This is a genomic window from Nonomuraea sp. MG754425 (genome assembly GCF_021699195.1).
In the GTDB taxonomy this organism is placed as follows: domain Bacteria; phylum Actinomycetota; class Actinomycetes; order Streptosporangiales; family Streptosporangiaceae; genus Nonomuraea.
Genome location: NZ_SSXE01000039.1, coordinates 24,200 through 43,799, shown reverse-complemented (window position 1 = coordinate 43,799; position 19,600 = coordinate 24,200). Strand labels below are relative to the sequence as shown.

Annotated in this window: 7 protein-coding genes; 3 read left to right on the top strand and 4 right to left on the bottom strand. The window is 72.5% G+C overall.

The genetic code is table 11. From position 1 onward, the window contains the following. Window positions 1-15: 15 nt before the first annotated feature. Genes FAF44_RS16190 through FAF44_RS16180 form a run of 3 tightly spaced genes read right to left on the bottom strand, consistent with a single transcriptional unit; the run spans window position 16 to window position 16,055 of the window. Window positions 16-1,329, bottom strand: a complete 1,314-nt coding sequence (locus FAF44_RS16190; protein WP_237103985.1) for a hypothetical protein — start codon at window positions 1,327-1,329, stop codon at window positions 16-18. A 14-nt stretch (window positions 1,330-1,343) separates the two neighbouring features. Beyond that, window positions 1,344-3,161, bottom strand: a complete 1,818-nt coding sequence (locus tag FAF44_RS16185) for a hypothetical protein (protein WP_237103984.1) — start codon at window positions 3,159-3,161, stop codon at window positions 1,344-1,346. Between the two features lie 36 nt (window positions 3,162-3,197). After that, window positions 3,198-16,055: a hemopexin repeat-containing protein gene (locus FAF44_RS16180; protein ID WP_237103983.1), complete on the bottom strand. Its 12,858-nt coding sequence runs from the start codon at window positions 16,053-16,055 to the stop codon at window positions 3,198-3,200. A 340-nt stretch (window positions 16,056-16,395) separates the two neighbouring features. Here FAF44_RS16180 and FAF44_RS16175 point away from each other — a divergent pair, with 340 nt between their 5' ends. Beyond that, window positions 16,396-16,962, top strand: coding sequence for a PadR family transcriptional regulator (locus FAF44_RS16175; protein ID WP_237103982.1), 567 nt, complete (start codon window positions 16,396-16,398; stop codon window positions 16,960-16,962). A 76-nt stretch (window positions 16,963-17,038) separates the two neighbouring features. Next, on the top strand, window positions 17,039-17,401 hold the full coding sequence (locus tag FAF44_RS16170) for a hypothetical protein (RefSeq protein WP_237103981.1): 363 nt from the start codon (window positions 17,039-17,041) through the stop codon (window positions 17,399-17,401). Window positions 17,402-17,440: 39 nt separating this feature from the next. On the opposite strand, the gene FAF44_RS54680 is transcribed toward FAF44_RS16170, so the two are convergent. Continuing rightward, window positions 17,441-18,904 carry an Ig-like domain-containing protein gene (locus FAF44_RS54680; protein WP_272894590.1) on the bottom strand — a complete coding sequence of 488 codons (1,464 nt, stop codon included), beginning with the start codon at window positions 18,902-18,904 and terminating at the stop codon, window positions 17,441-17,443. Between the two features lie 177 nt (window positions 18,905-19,081). Here FAF44_RS54680 and FAF44_RS16160 point away from each other — a divergent pair, with 177 nt between their 5' ends. After that, a complete protein-coding gene (locus FAF44_RS16160) occupies window positions 19,082-19,579 on the top strand; it encodes a hypothetical protein (RefSeq protein WP_237103980.1) in 498 nt (165 codons plus the stop codon). The last annotated feature ends 21 nt before the right edge of the window (window positions 19,580-19,600 follow it).

The following is a 19,600-nucleotide window of genomic DNA, read 5'->3' as shown; positions in this document are numbered from 1 at the left end:
CACGGGGAACGTCCGTCAGGGGAGCCCGATGAGGTCGGTGCGGCCGAGGAAGAAGGCCGCCTTGAGGTTGTCGGGCCCGGCCAGGTCCTGGATCGCGGCGGCGGCGCGGCCCGAGGTCCCGTACCCGGCCGTGACGTCGTCGGGCACCAGCTCCCCCAGCTCGGGATCGGCCCGCGACAGCTCGAGGAACTCGCAGGTGAGCAGATCGACGACGCCCTCGTCCAGGATCTGGGGATCGGCCACCTCGGCCGCCGCCGCCACGTAGCGGGGATGGGCCAGGCGGTGCAGCAGCTCGTGCAGCATCAGCCGGTAGACGTACGGCCGCCAGGCCGCCCGCGGCCCCCACCCCTCGCCGGGCGGCAGGTCGGGCACGTAGATCCAGCCGCCGGGGCCGCCGCGGTGTGCCGGGGTGCGGGCGAGCAGGCCGCCGACCAGCTCGTGGAGCGCGTCGTCGCCGGCCAGCCAGGCGCGCAGCAGGTCGTCGAGCGCGTCGGCCGCGTCGGCGCGGGTGTGGTCGTAGCCGGCGGCGTCGAGCGCGGAGCCGTACGCGGGGTCGCGGCCCATCAGGTGCACCTGGCGGCGCAGGAAGCCCAGTCGGCTGGTGTCGTCGTCGGGCCGGGCGGAGGCGCCGACGACGTCCCGTTCAAAGGCGAACCCCTCGTTGAGCGGGCCGTCGGCGCAGGCGCCGGTGATCAGGCCGGTGCCGTCGCGGACGAACGCCTGGAGGGCGCGGGCGGTGCTCTCCAGCCAGGCCGGGTCCTCGGGCTCCGCCGGCCCGGACGTCCACCAGGTGAGCTGCTCGCCCAGCCGGTCGGTCAGCGCGGGCAGCAGGGCCGCGGTCAGCGCCTCCGGGTCGAACGGCCCGGCCGCCGCGGCGCGGTAGAGCTCGTCCAGCCGGCCCCGCGCCGGGGCGGCGGGCACCGCCAGACCGGCCGGCAGGGCGCTCTCCAGCCAGGAGCTCAGCGTGAGGATCTCGTACGTGAAGCGCTCGCCGGAGATCGCGGGGTCGAAGCGCCGCTCGCGGACCCGGTCGACGAGCAGGGAGCAGGCCCGCGCGCCGTCGAAGCCGGGCCCGGCCGCGGCGGCGTTGCGGACCAGCAGGTCCAGGCCCTGGACGAGCCACTGCTGGTCGGCCGTGTCGTAGGCGGCGACGTCGATCCAGCGGGACGGGATCTCCTCGGCGATCTCCCCGCGCAGCTCCGCCTCCAGGGAACGGAAGACCGGCTCGACGCCGTTGCGGGCGAGCAGATCGGCCATGCCCGGCGCGCCGGGGGTGATCGAGGCGGCCGTGGCGAGCGCGGTGTCGCGCTTGGTCTTGGTGAGGGACATGGGGGCTCCGCTCCCTACAGGCCGATGAGCTTGGTCTCGCCCAGGAAGTAGGCGGCCTTGATGTTGTCCATGGACACGGTTCCGGCGATCTGCTCGGCCTTCGTGCCCGCCTCGCCGTAACCGACCTTGAGGTAGCTGGGGTCGGGGTCGGCGTACGGCTCGTCGCCGAGGATGATCAGGTGGGCGTCCGGGTTGTCGCGCACCTCGATGATGAGCTGGGTGAAGACCTCCACGGTGATCACCTCGGTGAAGCCCTCCAGGAGGATCTGCTTGTGCCCGACCGAGACGTCGTAGACGTTCTTGTGCGTGAGGGCGTGCAGGAACTCGTGGATCAGCGTCCGGGCCCGCTTCCACCGGAAGTTGACCCGGGAGGTCACGTCCGTGTTGTGGTACCAGGGCTGGACCATGACCTTGCCGGTGGCCTTCGCGTGGCAGGCGGTGAGCTGGCTGACGATCGCCAGATATTTCCGGAATTTCGGTTCGGAGAGCAACTCGTCGTAGATGGCCAGGAGGACCTTGCGGTCCTCCGGCCGGCCGGGGTCGTAGCTCGCCTGCGAGTAGGGGCTCCGGGCGTCGCCGTAGCCGACGTAGTCGCCCCGGTTGACCAGCCAGCCGAGCAGCTCCCTGTCGTCGCCGGGCTTGCTCTCGGTGCTCACCAGCTCGTTGCTGTAGGTCCAGCCGTTGTGGTACGGGCTCTCGATGGCGGCCAGCGGGTACTCACCGAACCGCGCCTTCAGGAACCCCTGGACGTAGTTCGCGATGATGCCGATGTCCTCGATCGTGTGCGCCTCGGTGAAGTTGCCGGAGTTCGTACGCCAGATCCGGTACTCGCTGACGACGACCTTGACCAGGGCGGGCCGCATCAGATCGCGAAGCAGCCCGGGATTGAGCGGCCCGATGGGCTTGGCGGGGTTCTTGCCGGGGTTGTAGAGGGTGCGCAGCCAGTTTCGCGTCCGCTGGTCCGGCGGGGCGAGATCGATGATCAGGCGCTGCTGCATCAGGCCGCCCACCTGGAGGATCTGGATCTCGAACCCGTGCTCGGGTGCGGTCATGGACATCCTGATCTGCTTCCTGGCCGTGTTGACCAGCCGCTTGACCAGCGCCTCCGGCGGCACGCCGAGCTGGAGCAGGCTCGCCTGGTTGTCGGAGACGAAGCACAGCGCCCGCATCAGCCACTGCGCCATCTGCGGGTTCTGCCGGCCCACCACCCCCATGAACGACTGGCCGATCGGATACGGCCGGCCCAGCAGCTTCTCCACCTGCGCGTCGATGTAGTCCGCCTCCCCGCCCTTCGGCACCTGGGCGACGGAGCTGTAGTCCACGACGAGGTCGAGACCCTTGACGTTCAGCCGCACCTGCCTGGTGGGGGGCCGCTGGATCAGGTCGTCGAGGTTGGCGAGCATCTCGTCGACCTCGTTGTCGACGAACGGGTCGATGATCTGATCAGGGCGTCTGACCTGCCGTTTCGGCGGGTCGGCGCGCTTGATGGGCGTTCTGGCGGGCGCCAGGACGATCTGCCCGCCGATGGGACGGACGTCGCCCGAGGAGGCGCCCTTCTCTTCCGTCTCCCGCTCCACGACCGGCCTCTTGGGCAGCGGCCGGACGACGGGCCGGGCGGCGGGCTGGGTGGCGGGCTGCGGATCGGGCTGCGGGTCGGGTTCCGCGCCCGGCGGCGTGATGACGGGCTGGGCCGGGCTCACGATCGTCTGCTGGATCCGCACCGGCGTGGTGACGTGCTGCACCACGGGCGCGCCGGTGTTCTGCTGGGTGTTCTTCTTCTTCGAGAACAGCTTGGGCAGCTTGAACTTGCTCTTGGACGTGTCCTTCTTCATGCCTCACCTCGGATCGGGCGCAACGGCGCCGGGACGTCAGCCAGCCCGGTACGACAGGACCAGGCCGACGTTGATCAGGGATTCCCGGTCGCCGTCCACGGTCAGCGTCCAGTCGCCGGTGCGCAGGCCGGGGATCTGGACCGCCGTCCTGTCGTCGATGAGCCGCCCGTTGAGCCGCAGCCGGGCCGAGCCCCACGTGGCCACCTCGTAGCGCGCGTACAGGCCGGTGATCTGGTCGCCGGTCAGGTCGAGGAACATCTCCGGCACGATCGGCAGCACCAGGTCGCCGCCGTCGAGCAGGGCCTGCCACTGCTCGGGGAACTCGCCGGCCACGTCGATGTAGCGCGCCGCCGCGTACGGCCGCCGCATCCCGCGCACCGCGTTGGCGAAGACGTCCCCGCCCTGCTCGGCGGTGTACTTGACGGTCACGACCACGTCGAACAGGTCGTACGGACGCCGGCCGGTCAGCTCCATGCGCCAGTTCGACACCGCGCCCGTGCCCTCGAACGGCAGGTAGCGGTCGTCGTCGAAGCGCAGCTCGAACAGGCCGTTGTTGTCGCGGTTCGGCTCGGTGTCGGACAACGCGATCTGCTGGCCGGGCCGCCAGTCCGAGCGGACCGACGCGGGCGCGTCGCCCTTGCCGTCGAGCAGGTAGCGCACCGCCCTGGCGTCCGGGGCGAGCACGGTCTTGTGCCCGGTCTGGGTGAGCACGGCGTTGACGTCGAGCGGCCCCTCCGGGCCCGCGAACACGACCGAGACGGTCTTGATACTCCGCCGGTAGTGCCCGGGGAAGTCCCGGTCGTACAGCTCCTCGGTCAGCGCGAACTCGCAGCGGCCGTCGTTCTTCAGCGCGAGCACCGCCAGCGGGTCGAGCTGGAGCAGGGAGATCCGCTTGGTGATCTCCAGGCCGCGGCGGTCGGAGGCGGTGTAGGCGGCGCCCAGCCGTTCGAGGTCGAGCGAGAGCGCCTCGCCCGACAGCAGGCCGTTGCGCCGGCTCTCCCAGTAGACCGGCTGGATGTAGGACTCCGGGACGCCCCGCTCGTACTGGAAGGCACGCTCGGCCGCCTTGGCGATCTCGTGGGCCAGGCCGTAGGAGGCGAAGTACATCGACGCCAGCCGGCCCGCCTGCCACCGGTAGAGCTCCAGGTCGGTGAACTTGCCGGTCAGGAAGGTCACGACGGCCTCCTGGTCGGCGATCGCCTGGTCAGCCAGGTCCAGCTCGCGCTGCGCGGAGACGAGCCCGGCCCGGGCGGCGGCGATCTGGTGGGCGAGCTCGCGCTGGTCGGCCTTGGCCTGCGTGAGCTGGGCGGACCAGTCGCCCTCCTGGCGTTCCTGCTCGGCGCGCACGCCGTACAGCTCGCCGAGCATGCTGAACGCCTCGCCGAGGGTCTCGGCGATCTCGGCCCCGACATCGAGGACCTTGCCGACCTGCTCGCCGCCGATCATCGTGCCCAGGATGAACGGGCCGGCCAGGACCTGCGGGGCGGCGTAGGCGAGGGCCGCGCCGATCTTCAGCCCGGCGGAGGTGAAGTGCGAGTTCACGCCGTCGGTCATGGCCTGGATCTGCGACTTCTGCAGGGCGGTGAGGCCGTTGGCGATCAGGCCCTCGTAGTACGCCTGCCGGGCCGCGGCGGCGTCGAGGGCGGCCTCGACCTGGCCCAGGCCCTCCGCGGCCGACTCGACCTGGGCCTCCCGCACGGCCCGCGTCATCCGCCGGATGTTGCCCTCCTGCCGGTTCTGCAGCAGGGTCAGCTCCTCGGCGTCGCGGCGTTCGAGCACGCCCAGCAGGTCGCCGCCGAAGCCGCGCAGCTTGTCGACCAGGTCCTGCGCCCTGCGGAACAGGAAACCGAACCGGTAGGTCGGCACCTGCGCCGACAGGCCGGCCACGACCTGGTCGGGGGCCGGCCCCGCCGCCGCGCCCCGCACCAGCGCGAGCACGTCGGCGGGCGGCTCGAACAGGGGCAGCGGCCGGCTGACGCCCATGATGTCGAGCGAGGCCCTGAGCTTGCGCAGCCGGTCCTCGACACGGTCCCAGTACTCGCCCAGCGCGGTGTTCCCCGGGATGAAGAAGTAGCCGTTGCCCACGCCGCGGTGGATGGCCCCCATGCCGTCGAGCAGGGTGCCGCCGCCGGTGATGACCTCGGCGTACGGGTCGGCGGGCGGGTCGGCGGGCGGGGTCGCGTCGATCTCCGCGAAGGTCCGCGCCGCCGTCAGGTGCCGCCCGCCGACGGCCTGCGGGCGCTTGCCCAGCAGGTCGAACGCCAGGACGTAGAGCATCCTGGCCTCGTCGAGGCTCTCGGCCGTGTACTGGCGGAACAGCACGTCACCCCAGTCGAGCACGTTGTCGAGGTAGGCCATGACGACGGCCCGGCGGTAGGCCGACGGGCGCAGCTCCGCGATGGCGTGCGGGTCGAACGGGTCGTCCCGGTACGCCTTCAGCAGCGCGTCGTGGTCGCCCATCAGGTCGTACTGGCGGCGCAGGTTGGCGATCATGCCGAGCTTCTCGCGCAGCCGCTCGACGTCCTCGAACGGCCGTACCCGGGCGGGCAGGCCGTCGAGCAGGGCCAGGTCGGCGGGTGTGCACGCGCGGGCGTGCTCGAACAGCGGGGCCAGCGACTCGACGTCGTCGAGCACCGGGCCGAGCGCCTGCCCGGTGGACGGCGGCAGGTTCTCCAGGTCCGCCCGGCAGCCGGCGGCCAGGGCGCGCAGATCGACCGCGAGGAAGGGCAGGAAGCGCCAGTACCGTTCCTGCTCGGTGGGGTCGAAGACGTACTCGTACCAGGTCTTGGCGTCGGCGAAGCGCTGGGCGGCGTTGAGCGCCTGGGCGATGAGCAGCGGCGCGTGGAAGAAGATCTCCCAGTAGTAGCGGCCGTTGGCGCTCTGGAAGTCCAGATGGGTGCTGACCGGCACGCCGGCCACGGTGTCGGCGTCGCGCACCTGGATCGTGGTGGAGTCCGACGCCGCCGTGCTGAAGGCGGGCAGCTCGTCGATCTCCTGCGTCTCGGGGGCGAGCAGCGCGGGCACGCCGCCGACCAGGAGCCTGCGGTTCAGCTCGAACGCCGTGCTGGAGGTCAGCCGGACGACCTCGTGCGGCAGGATCGCGTACTCGTAGGGCCGCTGGACGGCGGCCGTCTTGGAGTAGACGGCGTAGCCGCCGCCGACGAACAGGAACAGGTGCACGGCGGTGTCCAGCGCGCCGGTGTAGGTGGTGGCGAAGTCGGGCGGCATCGACAGCCAGCCGCCCTCGATCGGGCTGAACGCGCCGAGTTCGGCGGGTTCCCGGGTGGCCGGGATGACGGTGTAGTCCGTGCCGCTGAACAGGTAGCGCTGCTCGCCGCGCTGGAAGGCGGCGTGCACGGGGCGCGGCAGCGGCTTCGGGTAGCCGGCGTCGGCGATCGACGGGAGCCGGCCGTCCGCCAGGGTGTAGCGGTAGTACTCCAGGCCGCTGGTCAGGAAGAGCCGGTCGCCGGAGAGGTAGGCCGCGTCCACCTTGCCGGTGGTGTTGAGCGCCGTGGCGATCTTCCCGAGCGGCCGGGTGAGGCGACGGGTGGTCTCGGCGCCCACGGTGTAGGTCTTGTCGCCGAAGAAGTACGGCGTGCCGCGCACGTCGGCCGCCACCCGGAACTTGCCCGGCAGGCCGTCGGGGTTGCCGTTGTCCAGGCCGCGCGGGTAGCCGTCGTCCGGGACGCCGCGCACGTACCTCGTGTACGTCTCGCCGAAGATCAGCAGCAGGTCGTCGCCCTTGACCAGCCCGGAGCGCACGCGGGCCCGCTCGGGGATCCGCCATTTCTCGCGCACCTGCCCGCTCGCGACGAACGCGCCGGTCTCCAGGTCGCGCTGGGCGTAGGAGTCGCCGCTGATGAAGTACTCGGAGCCGTCCCAGGTGAACGCGGCGTTGATCGAGGTCCAGCGGGGCAGCTCCTCGCGGTTGGCGTCGAGCCGCCGGGGGTAGCCGAGGTCCATCTTCCCGTCGGTGAGCGGCCCCCGGAAGCGGTAGTACTCGCGGCCGGTGAAGACGTAGGTGGACTCGCCGCGCGTCAGCACCGCGTCCACCTGGCCGGTGGTGGCCAGTTCCCCGTCGGGCACGTTGCCCCAGCGGGCCGAGGTGCTCTCGCCGGTGGCCGCCGGCTGCTCGCCCGCGGGGACGGCGAGGTACTCGTCGGCGGCGTTGTTGAAGAAGTAGCGGGTGCCGTCGTGCTCGAAGGCGGCGTCGATGCCGGCCCAGACGGGCAGGCGGTGGGCGTTGCCGCCGTCCGCGCCCTTGAGCTCCAGCAGCGGCGGGTCCTCGCCCGGGTCGGCGATGACCGGGCGGACGAGGAAGCTGCCGCCCTTGTGGTCCACGCTGAACCACGGTCCGTCGGGCGACCTGGCCGGCATGTTGAACCGGACCACGCCGCCGACCGGCTCGGCGAAGACCTTGTCGAGCTCGATCAGCTTGGCGGGCTGGGCGGGCCTGGCGATCTCGACGGGGTACAGCTCGGGCGTGAGCGCGTACGACACCGCGTGGCCGGCTCCCCCGGCCTCGTACGCGCAGGACACCACGATCGAGTCGTGGCTGCCCTCGCCCGGGACGGTGGCCGAAGCCTGCACCGACAGGCCCCCGACGGTGATCGGGCCGTCGTGCGGCGGGCCGGGCGGCAGCGTCTGCGGGGCCACCCAGGCGCGGTTGAGGTTCTGGAAGGTGTAGAGGATGCGCACCCGGTGCTGCGGCGGCGGCGCGGAGACGTTCTGGGTGTCGCCGTCGGCCGTGGCGGTGATGACGGTCCGGCCGGAGTCCTCGGGCGCGACGGGCTCCGCGAGCGTCCAGAAGACGAAGACCCGGCCGAAGGCGTGCACGGGGTCCACGTGGTCGGCGTCGATCTGCACGTCCACCTGTTCCCACGGGCCCCAGCTCGCCGACAGGCGCTGCCCGTCGCGGAACTCGGCCTCCCGCAGGTACCACCGGCGCGGATCGGTACGGGTACGCCCGAACAGGACGAGCTGCCGGGTCCCGTCGGCGTCGCCGTCGGCCCGGTAGACGTACGCGCCGGCGATGGCCAGCCGGCTGACCTCGGTGTACTCGTCGAGGTAGGCCATGTACGCGCGCCGCACCGTCTCGGCGGTGATCTCGCCCTGGAGGAGGTCGTCCTCCAGTTTGCGGAACGCGGGCGTCTTGGTGTCGCGCAGCTCGGGCCGCAGGTAGTTCTCGGGGTAGAGGAAGACCTTCCGGTTGGCCTCCCAGATCCGGTAGTTCTTCAGCCACTGCCACCAGGTGCGCAGCCTCTGCTTGACCTCCTGCCCGGCGGGCAGCGTCTCCAGGTCGAGCAGGTAGCGGTGCAGGTAGAGCTGGGTGGCGGCGATGGCCTCGCGGACCCGGGAGGTGGTGGCCTCGGGGCCCGTCTCGACGTCCACGAGGGTCTGCTCGTAGATCGTGGCGGCGTCGGCGGCCGGCTCGGGGTGCAGGTGCAGCGCCGCGGCCACCAGCGCGTCGCGTTTGAGCACGTTGAGGGCGTCGTGCGCGATCGGGACGGCCGCCTCGGGCAGCAGCGCCGCCAGGGTGTCGGCGGTGGCCTCGTGCAGCGCCGACGGGCCCGCGCCCATCTTGGCGGCCACCGCGAACAGGCGGACGAGCTTGAGCACGAACTCGATCTCGAACCGGTCCTCCTCCTCGGGGAACGCGGTGATCAGGCCCGCGTTGCGCTTGACCCAGCGCAGCTCGTCGAGCTCCCACGGGAACAGCGCGCACAGCCGCTCGTACGGGTCGGCCGCGCCGCGCGCCAGCAGCTCGGCCAGGCCGGGGTGGCGGTGGCTGAGGTCGGCGAAGGCGACGATGGTGTGCACGTCGCTCAGCCGGTAGTCGGCCGCGTCGGACCAGCGGTGCCGGAACGGCTGCGGGAACGTGCGGTCCACGGCGGTCAGGCGGCCGGAGTAGCGCACGTACTGGTCGTCCTTGGCCAGGTAGACGGCCTGCCCGAGGGTGAACGCGCCGGTGATCCCGTCCTCGAAGGTGCCCGGCAGGTCGCCCCAGTCGTCCTTGATCGTGCGGGGGTGGCCGGGCTCGGCGACGTCGAGCGTGCCGGGGGCGTAACGGACGTACTGGTCGCCGGCGAAGACGTACAGCTCGCCCCGGCGGCCGACGAACGCGGCGTCGATGACCGGCTCGGCGGCGAAGGTGTTGCGGACGGGGCCGAACCGGCCGGCGATCGGGCCGGGGACGCCGTCGGCGGTGCAGCGCTCGCCCTTGAAGAAGTAGATCTTGCCGTCCTTGGCGAAGGCGGCGTCCACGCCGTCCTCGAACTCGGGCGGCAGGCTGCCCCAGTCCCCGGCGATCGTGCGCGGGAAGCCCTCGTCCACGTACCGGTAGTCGGCGCCGGTGTAGCGGACGTACTGGTCGCCGGAGAACAGGAAGGTGTGCTGCCCGCGGACCAGCGCGGCGTCCACCTTCCCGCGGTCGGCGATCGTGTTGCGCACCCGGCCCAGCAGCCCGATCGGGTACGTCGCGGCCGGCGTCGCCGAGACGGCGTGCACGACGTCGCCAGTGAACAGGCAGGCGGTGCGCCCGCCCGCGACCGCCGCGGTGACGCCGTGGGCGGCGGCCAGGTCGTCGAACGACTCGGGCAGCCCGGCGAAGGCCGCCTCCCTGCGCAGCTCGCGCACGATCGGCTTGGGGTAGCCGGGGTCGATGTAGCGGTAGTCCGGGCCGGTGTAGCGGACGTACCGGCCGCCGCCGAACACGTACGTGTGGCCGCCGAAGACCACGGCCGCGTCCACGGCCGAGCCGAACGCGTTGAGCGAACGGCCCCAGCGCTCGCGGATCCGGACGGGCGCGGTGAACGCGCCGCCGGCGTAGGTGGTGAACGTGCCGGTGAAGAAGAAGTGGGTGGCCCCGTCGGACGCGGTGAAGGCGGTCTTCAGCCGGTCGCCGCCCGCCACGGTGAAGCCGCGCCAGACGCGCTCGATCGGGCGCGGGTAGGACCACATGCCGGTGGCCTCGCTGAACTGCACGCAGCGCGTGCCGCTGAGCAGCACCATCGTCTGCCCCTCGAACAGCACCGCGTCCGGCATGGGGAAGCCGTCCGGCGCCTTCCAGAAGGTCTCGTCGGTGAGCGACGGGTAGCCGGGGTCGGGCCGCCCGTAGGGGCCCTCGTCGCCGGTGTAGACGACGTGGCGCATCGTCCCGGTGGCGTCCGGGCGTTCGAACAGGTAGGTGCGGCCGTCGCGGTGGTAGGCCAGCGTGACGCTGGTCAGGCCGCCCCAGTGCGCGGCGATGGGCCTGGGCTCGCCGTCGATGACGTCGGCGGCCTCCCCGTACACGACGAACTGGTCCCCGCTGAACAGGTACGTCCTGCCGTCGCGGCCCACGAACGCGGCGTCCACCGTGCCGTCCTGGTAGATCGTGTTGCGTGGCCGGCCCCACTCCTCGTCGAGCGGGTAGTCCTTGCCGATGGCCGTGTTGAAGCACATCGGCCCCTTGAACAGGTACGTGTTCCCGTCGGCCCCGGTCAGCACCGCGTCGAGGCCGTCGCGGTAGGCGGCGGGGACGGCACGCAGCGCGGGCGGGCGTACCGGCTCGTGCCGGTCGGGGCCCTCCAGGGCGTGCTGCCGCCGCCAGCCGCCGGCGGTCTGCACCATGACCGAACCCTGGTCGAGGTAGGCGGCCGTGACGCCGGGCAGCTCGTAGGAGCGGTGCGGGCCGTCGGAGACGGCGTGCCACCGGCCGCCGCGGAACAGGTAGACGGTGCGCCGGTCGGCGAAGGCCGCGTCCACCCCGTCGAGGACGACGTTCAGCGCGCCCAGGCGCGGCTCCCCCGACAGCGCCGACAGGGCGCGCGGGTAGCCGTTCTCGATCGCGGTGTAGTCGTGGTCGCGGTAACGGACGTACTGGTCGCCGGAGAACAGGTACGTGTAGGTGCGGGTGACGTCGGCCCCGTCCTCCTTCTCGGTCACGTCCATGACGAGGGTGGCGTCCACGCGGCCGGTGCGCTGGATGGTGTTGACCACGTTGCCCCAGAAGGTGGTGGTCGTCGCCGGGTAGCGGTCGTCGAGTTCGGTGTAGTCGGCGGTGGAGTAGCGGGCGTACTGGTCGTCGGAGAACAGGTAGGTGCGGCCGTCGAAGCCGGTGAACGCGGCGTCCACGTGGCCGAAGGTCAGGCTGTCCCAGTGCCCGGCCAGGCTCTTCGGCTCGCTCCACCAGCGGTGCCGGTCGTCGAAGACCACGAAGTGGTCGCCGCTGAACAGGTACGTGCGGTTGTCGCGGCCGGTGAGGACGGCGTCGATGCTGGTGAAGGTGTCGGGCAGGTTCAGCCAGTTCTCGGCCGACGGCCGGGGGAAGCCCTCGTCGGGGGTGGTGTAGTCGCGGGTGGAGTAGCGCACGTGGAACGGGGTGTCGTCGCCGAGCACCCGGAGGCGTCCGCCGGCGACCCGGATGGTCAGCCCGATGCCGCCCTCGGCGACGACCCGCCACTCGGGCGCGGCCCCGCTCACCTCGGCCGCCGGGGCGACGACGACGCCGTGCTGCTGAAGGCGGCGGCACAGCGCGGGCGGGCAGGTGCCCTCGGCCAGGCCCGCGCCGAACTCCCCCGGCAGGTCGAGGATGAGCCCGACCGGCCCGAACAGGTGGGTCGCGCCGTCCATCACGAACGCGGCGTCCACCCGGTCGAGCCCGCCCCAGTCGCCGGAGATCGCGCGCGGGTATCCGAGGTCCACGACGGAGTAGTCGGCCCCGGAGTAGCGCAGGTAGCGCTCGCCGCTGAACAGGTACGTCCGGCCGTCGAGGCCGGCGAACGCGGCGTCCACCCGGCCGCCGGGCAGCACCTCGGCCAGCAGGCCCCACTTCCCGGCGGTCGGCGTCACCGCGCCGCCCGTCTCGCCGAGCGCCACGGTCCTGCCGCCGCCGAACAGGTGGACGGTGCCGGAGCCGTCCTCGAACGCCGCCTCGACCCCGGACGCGAACTCGGCCGGCACGTCCTGCCGCCACGTCTGGACGCGCCGCGGGTAGCCCTCGGCCACGCGGACGCCGTCGTTCTCCGGGCTGTCGGTGTAGCACGCCACCTGGTCGCCGCGGAACAGCAGGTAGCCCTCGGCTCCGGCGTAGGCCGCGTCGATGCCGGCGGCGCCGTCGAAGGCGTTGCGCAGGCGGCCCCACCGCTCGGTGAGCGGCTGCTCGGTGACGCCGTCGAAGGCGTGCTCCCCGGACAGCACGTACGTACGGCCGTCGTGCCCGTGGAAGACGGCGTCGATCGCGTCGTGGAAGGGCTCGGGCAGCGGGACGTCGCCCTGCCACCACTCGCCGATCGCCCTGGGGAAGCCTTCGTCGGCCTGGCCGAAGTCGTCGCCGGAGTAGCGCAGGTACTGGTCGCCGGCGAACAGGTGGGTGCGGCCCTCGGGGTCGACGTAGGCCCCGTCGATCCGCTTGGGCTTGGCGAAGTTGTCGCGCACCCTGCCCCAGAGCTGCTCCTTCGGGGCCCAGCGGGTGCCGCCGGGCTCGCGGGTGAAGGACGACGAGACGCGGCCGGGGCCGCGGCCGACGATCCACTCGGTGCCGTCGGGCAGCGTGAAGGCCGCGTCGATCGCGGACAGGCCGGCGAAGTGCGGCGACAGTTCGGTCAGCGGTCTGGGCGGCGCGTCGTCCGGTGCCAGGGTGCGGGCGGAGTAGGTCCAGTAGACGTCGCCGTGGAAGGCGTGGATCAGGCCGTCGTGGCCGGTCAGCAGCGCGTCGAAGCGGTCGTGGCCGGGCGGCAGGGCCAGCGGCTCGGGGAACTTGCCGACCAGGTCCTGGTCGCGGAAGGCCACGGTGACCTCGTCGGCGTCCAGGGCGAACTTGGCGGCCAGCCGGGCGAAGCGGCGCATGCGCCGGTAGACGCGCCGGAAGTCCGGCCCCGGCGCGCCGGGGCCGGCCGTGGTGCGCGCGCCGAGCGTCGGGGCCACGAGCACGTCGAGCGCGGCGGGCGTCACGGCCGCGGCGATCGCCTCGACGACCGGGCCGGGCACGCCGAACACGTCCTGCAGCAGGGTGAGCAGGCTGTCGTGCTGGTGCCCGGCCAGCTCGCGCAGGGTGCCGGCCAGTTCGGCGGCGGCGTCGGCGTGCTCCCTGGCCACGGCGTGCAGCAGGAAGAAGACGTCCTTGGCGTAGTCCTGCAGGCCGGGCAGGGTGAAGTCGATCGCGCCGGTGACGGTCCTGAAGGCGGCGGCCCGCCGCTCGGGCACGCCGAGCGTCGCGGTCAGGTGGCCGGCCTCGATCAGCGTCTCGACCAGCCGGGCGCGCTCGTCGTCGGTGAAGCCGAGGCCGGTCAGGGCCCCGGTGTCGAGACGGTAGGGGGCCTGCGCCCGGATGATGGCGGCGACGCGTTCGAAGACCAGGTCCCCGTCCTCGGCGGTGAAGCCCTCGCCGAGGTCGAGGGTGCCGTCGGCGTCGGCGAACCCGTCGCGCACGTCCTCCAGGACACGGCCCCCGTCGAGGACCTCGCCCTCCAGCCGGCCGATCACCCGGGCGGCCATGGCGTCGTCGGCCAGGCCGGCGAAGTCGGCGGGGCCGAGCCGCAGCAGGTCCGCCCGCACCGCCGCGAGCTGGGCCCGCATCCCCTCCAGCACGGCGCGCCGGACCGGGTGGAACTCCAGGGCGAGGCCGAGTCCGGCCGGGTCGAGCGCGGCCAGGGCGGTCTTGTCGCGGTAGCCGCCGTCGGCGTCCAGGACGCCGTTGAAGCGCAGGCTCTCGATGAGCGCGCCCGTCTCCTCCTCGCTCAGCCGCAGCTCGTCGAAGACGGCCGGGTCTAGCGTGATCCGGGCCGCCCGCCATGCGTCGATCCGCTCCCTGAGCAGCGCCCGGACGGCGGACGCGACGTCGTCGAGCGGCGCGTTGACGCGGAAGCCGGCGGCCTGCGCGGGGTCGGCGAACGTCTCGGGGTCGAGGACCTCGCCGTCCTCGCCGAGGTAGCCGTTGTGCACCAGGTTGTCGTAGAGCTCGGCGAGGTCGGCCTCGGACAGCCGCGGCAGCGCGGTGGCCAGGTCGGACGGGTAGAACGTGCCCTCCAGCGCGGCGATCAGCCCGAACACCGTCTCCCGGTGCGCGGAGAAGTCCCCGGCCAGGGCGAGCCCGGCGGGCACGTCGGCGTCGGCGAGTTGCCCGTCGGCCTGGACGACGCCCCGGATGACGAGGTTGGCGAAGATCTTCCCGGCCGGCCGGTCGCCCAGGCCGAGCCCGGTGAAGTCGCCCTCGGTCAGCAGCGCGAGCCGGCCCACCGCCTCGTACGCGGCGGCGGGGAGCGCGCCGGGGTCGATCCGCAGCAGGCGCGGGTCGTGCGGGGAGAGCACGCCGTCGCCGGCCGCGCCCAGCGCCTCGAACAGGCTGCGCGCGGCCCGCTCGTCGAACCGGTCGGAGACCAGCAGGTCGGGGGCCAGCGCCAGGCCGGAGAAGCCGTCGGCGATCCCGGCGACGACCTGGGCCTGCTCCTCCTCCGACTCGGTGGTGGCCGGTTCGCCGAGCATGGCGGTCAGGTCCTCCCCGGACAGCCCCCACGTCCGCATCCAGGCCACGACCTCGAACACCGTCTGCGCCAGCCAGAGCGAGGCGATCGGGTCGTCGTCGCGTTCGAGCATGCGGTGGATGTCGCCCGAGCGCCCGTCGAGCACCGGCAGCACCGGGAAGGTCGAGCGGCGCTCGATGGCCGGGTCCGCCTCCAGCGCGTCGATCACGGCGAACAACTCCGCGACGGACAGGCCGAGGGCGCGGGTCAGCCGGGCCACCCGGTTGAGCACGAGCAGGCCGGAGCGGTCGATGCCCCGGTCGAACGGGCTCTCCTCCAGCGGACCGGCGTAGCGGGCGCGCAGGCGGCCGACCACCTCGGCCAGCTCGGTCTCCGGCAGGTCGATGGAACGTGCCACCCGGCGGCGGTAGACGCGGTTCTGCGGCGCCAGGATGTCGCCCGCGGGGAACGGGCCGTCCTTGATCTCCTTGGGCAGCGGCCTGGAGATGAGCGCCTCGATCAGCTCGTACGGCACGTCGTGGGTGCGGTGCAGGTGGACGGCGGCGGCCACGGCGCGCAGCGCGAGCGGGCTCAGCTCGGTGGAGACGGCGGCGGCCACCCGGTCCAGGTCGGTGAACGACAGGCCGGTCCTGCGGGCGAGCCGGACGAAGCGGTGGGCGCGGTCGAGCCAGGCGTCGGGCGGTTGGCCGCCGGAGGCCAGCACGAGCGAGCGCTCGTCGTCGGCGACGTTCACCACCGCGCCCTGGTGCACCCAGAACCCGCTTCTGGAACGTTCCTCCTCGGCGTCCTGGTAGAGCAGTTCGCGCAGGTCCTCGCCGGTCAGCGAGGTGGCCGACAGGAAGCGGTCGATGTCGTACAACGCCGAGACCGGCTCCGCCTCCTGCCCGTCCCGCGCGGGCCGCAGTCCGTACGCGGCGGCGAGCGAGGCGGCGTCGGGCCGGGCGACGGAGATGAGATCGACGTCGGCGACGGTCAGCCCGAGGTGGTCGCGGGTGACCCGGTCGGGGTCGATCCGGGCGGCGAACAGCAGGGCGAACTCGACCGGGTCCACGCCCAGGTGCTTGAGGTAGGTGGCGAACCGCGCGGCGTCCAGGGAGAAGGGCAGGTCGTGCGGGTGGCGCAGGCCGGCCATCCGTGCGTACGGGTCCGGGCCGACCAGGGCTTCGAGCACCTCGTTGACGATGTCGAGGTAGGGCAGCGCGGTGAAGGTGCCCTCCTCGTCGAGCTTGACCCGCGCGATGCCGGGCCGGCGGCTGAGCAGGGAGACGTCGTGGAAGGTCTCCTGCAGGAAGGTGAGCAGGTCGGTCAGGTAGGCCGCCGGAGAGTGGACGGAACGGGCCTCGTCGCCCGTCCGCAGGTCGAGATGTCCGAAAAGACGTTGGTAGCTCGGCAACGAGGCGTCACTGCGCACGCGGAAGTCCCCCCTCAGCATGTAAGCCCCCCGATTCGGCCGCCTCATGCTCGCCGATCCGGAGGAAGAGGGCTATCTACCCGGATGGTTACATCATTGATACGCCACGCCAGAGCCGGATTATCGGACTTGACATCGCACGTCCGCCGGTCAGCCCGATACCGCCTCCCCGGACGGGCGGCGAGCCGCCGAACTCGGCGGCGGGCGTTTCCCGGCCGGTCAGCTCGCGCGGATTCGACCCGTCAGACAAGCCGGACGTCCGGCTGCGGCCATCCGCCGGACGCGCGCCGTACCGCTGTGGCGCCGGACAGTGGCGGCCCTTTATAGTCACCTTCATGACTACTCACGGATGTGAATAGGAATGGCGCTGCGGCACGCGGTGCTCGGAGCCCTGCTCGACGACGAGCTGAGCGGCTACGAGCTGGCCAAGATCTTCGCGGTGGGGGTCGCCAACTTCTGGCACGCCGCCCCGCAGCAGCTCTACGCGGAACTGGCCAGGCTGGAGAGCGCGGGCCTGGTCGCGGGGCAGGAGGTGGTCCAGCGGGGGCGGCCCAACAAGCGCGTGTTCACCGTCACCGAGGCCGGCCTCGGCGAACTGGCCGCCTTCGCCGCCGCCGCGCCGAAACCGCTGCTCATACGGGACGAGCTGATCGTCAAGGTGCACACCGTCGACTTCCTCGACACCGCGACCGTGGTGGCCCAGTTGCACGAGCGGGCCCGGGAGGCCGGAGCCAGGCTCGCCCTGTTCGAGAAGATGCTCGTCCGCCTGCGCGGCGACCTCGACGAGGAGTCGTTCCTGCGGGAGGGGCGCAGGATCGGCCCGTACCTGTCGGGCCTGGCCGGCTGCCGCTTCCAGCGCGAGATGCGCGAGTGGTGCCTGCACACCGCGCGCACCCTCGCCGGACGCGCCCCCGACCGGCCCGCCTGATCGACCCGCCTGATCGACAGCGGCCCGGCCGCACCGGTGGGATGCGCGCCGGAGCCGCGGTCCCTAGGCTTCGCCCGTGAAGACGGACGACTTGACCGGGCGCGGTGTCACCGCCGTCGCAGCGCTGATCGGGAACGTGGTCCTGTTCATGGCCATGGGGTTCGCCATCGACCGGGCACGTAACCGGGGGGTGCTGTGCGACGGCGCCACCGTGCTCTGCTCGGGCCGAGACCCCTCCCCCGCGCAGTGGCAGGCGGAGATGACCTTCCGCTCCACCGTCGCCTACGGCTCGTTCGCGGTCACGGCCTTGATCCTGATCGTCACCGTGGTCGCAGCCTGGTGGCGCCGGCGTCGGGGCATCGTGGTCATGCAGCTCGTCGCCCTCGCGGCCGTGGCGGCACTCGCGGCCCTGTGGGAGCCGTACGCTCCGCTGCACTGACGGGTCCGGCGCGGACGGGTGGTCCGCGCCGGGAGGTCGTCAGGTGCGGCGGGCCTTGGTCGCGGTCCTGGAGGCTCCGTCGCCGGACATGGGCAGGCAGGGCGGCGTCTGGAAGACGACGCCGTCGAGGAAGTTGCCGATCGCCGGGTTCCCGCCGGCCGCCGACACCGACTCGAAGGCGAAGCGGGTGACGGTCTGCCCGGCGGGCACGACGTAGCTGCCGGTGTAGCGGCCCCAGGCGGTGTTGCCGTCGGAGATGTCGGGCGAGGAGGCCCCGTCGGGGGTCTGCGCGGCGGTGGCTCCCGGCGCGCCGGCGAGCACCCGCATCACGTCGGTGCCGGCCCGGCCCCGGTGGTACAGCGACCAGGTCATCACGGTCCCGGGAACGGTGGGGACGTCCTGGTAGAGCGTGGCGACCTCGTTGGCGTTGAGCTCGGCGAACTGCCGGCCGTCGGCCGCCGGTACGCCGCTGGAGCTGTTCCAGAACTCCAGCCTGCGGTCGGAGGCGGTGGTGTGCCAGCCGACGGAGGGGTTGGTGGAGGCGTCGGGGATGTCCCACTCGTAGCGGTTCACCGCGGGCGTCTCGAAGCTGCCGTTGACCAGGTTGATGGGCTCGCGGGTGCAGGCGACGGTGACCGTGACCGTGGCGGTGCCGGTGCCGCAGGCGGTCTCGATGGTGTACGTGAAGCGGTCGGTGCCCGCGCGGTCCTGGTCCGGCGTGTAGATCACCTTGTCGCCGGAGATCCGCGCCGTGCCGTGGGCCGGCTGGGTGACCCTGCTGATCACCGGCGCGGTCGCGGTGTCGTTGGCCAGCACCGGCACGGTGACGGCCGTGTTCTCGGTGGTGGCGGCGGTGTCATCGGCGGCCCTGGTGGGCGAGATGGACTGCCCGTCCACGATCTGGATGGCGGGCGCGGCGGTGTTGTTGCCGAGCTGGCCGGGGGCGGCGATGACGCTGCTGATCCCCGTCGGGCGGATGGTCATGCCGCGTCCGACGGTGCCCTGCCTGACGCGGAAGGTGATGACCGCCGGGGCCGGGTCGGTCTTGGTGCCCGGCGACTGGATGCTCAGCGTGTTGCCGCTGATCGTGCCGTTCCGCACGCCGCCCACGATGTCCGCGGAGGCCAGCAGGGACGACACGTCCCACATGGTCGTGTAGGTGCGGACCAGCAGCGGCCACTGGGCCGTGCGGTGGGTGAGGGTGACGGTGAAGGTGCTCCCCGGCGCGATCTGGCCGCCCCACAGCGAGGGCGAGGTGGTGACGGAGATCGAGCCGCTGCCCAGCCGCATGCCGAGCGCGTTCTTCCAGTAGTACTCGACGGGGTAGTTGGCCTGGCCGTGCCGGACGCAGGGGGTCCCGGCGGCCTGGTGGACCGGCCTGCGCGCGGTGTCGGCGATCGCCCGCGACCCGGGGGCGACGGCGGTCGCCGCGAGCGTGGAGAGCAGCAGCGTCCCGGCGACGGCCGCCGTCACCAGGGCACGGAGAGGTGGTGTGAGCGTCAACTCGCAGTCCTCACTGTTAGTAGTTGGCAAATAACTATCTGTAACTCCATGGGGAACGCAAGAGATCGCGAGATTCGCTCCGAAAACCGGTGGCGGTCGCCGACCAGGGAGAAGACCCCGGTCCACTGAATGGACCGAACGTTGCCCGCCCCTCCCCCGCACGATCAACATGACAGCATGCTGTCAACACACCATCACACAGAGCGACACCACGGCGGCCGGCGGACCAGGACCGCGCGGGCCCTGCTCCGGGCCCTCATCGCGACGGTCGCGGCCGGGGCGACGGTGGCGGCCCCCGGCCTGGCCGGGACGAGCAGCGCCGCCGCGGCCGACCCGTCCTGCGGCGGCTGGGTCTCCAGCCTGGTCTTCCCCGGGCTGTCGGCCCGCGCCTGCATCTGGGGGGTCGGCGCGTCCTGGAAGCAGGCCCAGACCGAGATCTACAACGGCACGGGCAGCTCGATGCACGTCGAGACCCTGACCTCCGACCTGACCCCCCTCGTCGCCAACGCCCGGTGCACCAACCTCGTGCTCGCGCGAGGGCAGTCGGCGTACTGCAGCACCCGCAGCGTGCCCGACAACAACCCCTTCCAGTTCGACCGCGCGGTGGGCTCCGCCCAGGTCACCGACCTGGTCCGGCGGGAACAGTTCGCCTTCTCCTCCCCCACGGTGGGCTGACCAGGAAAGGGCGGTGAAGCC